Source organism: Bacillus sp. NEAU-Y102 (assembly GCF_054788175.1).
The window spans coordinates 1-1,495 of the sequence record NZ_JBTWFK010000033.1 but is presented as its reverse complement, the minus strand read 5'-3'; the positions used below and the strand labels follow the sequence as shown (position 1 = coordinate 1,495).

The window sequence follows — 1,495 nt, the reverse complement described above, 5'->3', positions numbered from 1 at the left end:
TAATTACGAGAGCGGATTTTATTATGTTGTACAAGCACTACTTCACTTTATTAAATAGACTATATAGATATCTAAAAGAAGGGAGCTTTAAATTCATATGGCTGATTACTTTTATAAAGATGGTAAAAAATATTATAAAAACCAATCACATTCCAACAATCAAAAAAACAACTGTTTTATTGAAACTCATACGATAGCTGGTTTTGCAGAAAATGCAAATGGAAATATACCTGTGTCTGTTTTCCTTCAAACCACCGCTCCACAAACTGTATTTGAGGATTTTACAAACAATCATAATAAAACATTAATTCAGTTATTCGTTGTCGGTATGAGTGCACCCGTTCAAGTAACTATTCTAACAAGAAGATCTAGCGTACCAATTACTACTACATTACAACCTGTTCAAACAAAAATATTTCAAGTTGAAGATTTTCAAAGTCTTACTCTTACAAAGCAGGAAGGTTCTAATAGTGAAGTTAGTTTATTTGTTCAAAAAACATTTTGTATATGCTGTAACGATAATAACGATTCATGTGATGAAGATTACCACGAATGTAATTGATAGATTAAATCACCAGAAGAACCCTTTATATAAAGGGTTCTTTTCCTTTCACTTCCCTCATTTCCTCGTTTTTTATTAAAATAACTATTTTATTAAAAATCTTTAATGAGCTAATCCTTACAATTTTGTAATACTAATGTCACTGAAATCAATTTTTTCACTATAAACTCTTTACTATAATTTTCCTTATAAAGTTATAAACACACAGTAAGGAGCGACTTAAAAATGTCTTTTTCTCAATTAAATATTGATGCTTTTCGAGCAATCAATGATTTAGGGAAGTCATATTCATCCCTAAACTCAACTATGGTATTTGTGGCGGAATATATGGTGTATTTTTTAGGTTTAATTATTATGGCTTATTGGTTTACTCAATGTAGAAAAAACAAAATGATGATTATTCAAGCGATGGTTGCTTTCGTAACTGCTGAAATAATTGGAAAATTAGCAGGGAATTTGCATTTGAATTATCAACCATTTGCAGTATTACCTAATGTTAATAAACTTGTCGATCATGCAGTAGATAATTCATTTCCTAGCGACCATACGATTCTATTTTTTTCAATTTGTTTTTCATTCTGGCTTATTCGTAAAAAGGCTAGATGGTTATGGCTTGTACTTGCATTCTGCGTAGCTATTTCTCGTATTTGGGTAGGAGTTCATTATCCTTTCGATGTCATAACAGGAGCTTTAATAGGAATTATTTCAGCGCTATTTTCATATTGGTTAACACCGAAAATTACATTCATCAAAAAATTACTTAATCTTTACGAAAAAATAGAACAAAATGTAATACCATCCAAAAACAAGTCAAAAAACTTTTGATTAATCTCACAAAGCTAAAAAGATTACATATATTACCGAGTATTTTTCAATATTGTCTTGATCGAAGAGCGCTCCCCTGGGTGCTCTTTAATTTTAAAATAACGCTTT

The 1,495-nt window shown here is 30.0% G+C and carries 2 protein-coding genes; both read left to right on the top strand.

Annotated features, from left to right (window positions below; translation table 11 throughout):
* Window positions 1-97 precede the first annotated feature (97 nt).
* On the top strand, window positions 98-562 hold the full coding sequence (locus tag ACYFX0_RS30930; RefSeq protein WP_242316147.1) for an exosporium protein D: 465 nt from the start codon (window positions 98-100) through the stop codon (window positions 560-562).
* 225 nt (window positions 563-787) lie between these two features.
* On the top strand, window positions 788-1,387 hold the full coding sequence (locus tag ACYFX0_RS30925; protein ID WP_088020378.1) for an undecaprenyl-diphosphatase: 600 nt from the start codon (window positions 788-790) through the stop codon (window positions 1,385-1,387).
* Window positions 1,388-1,495 lie beyond the last annotated feature (108 nt).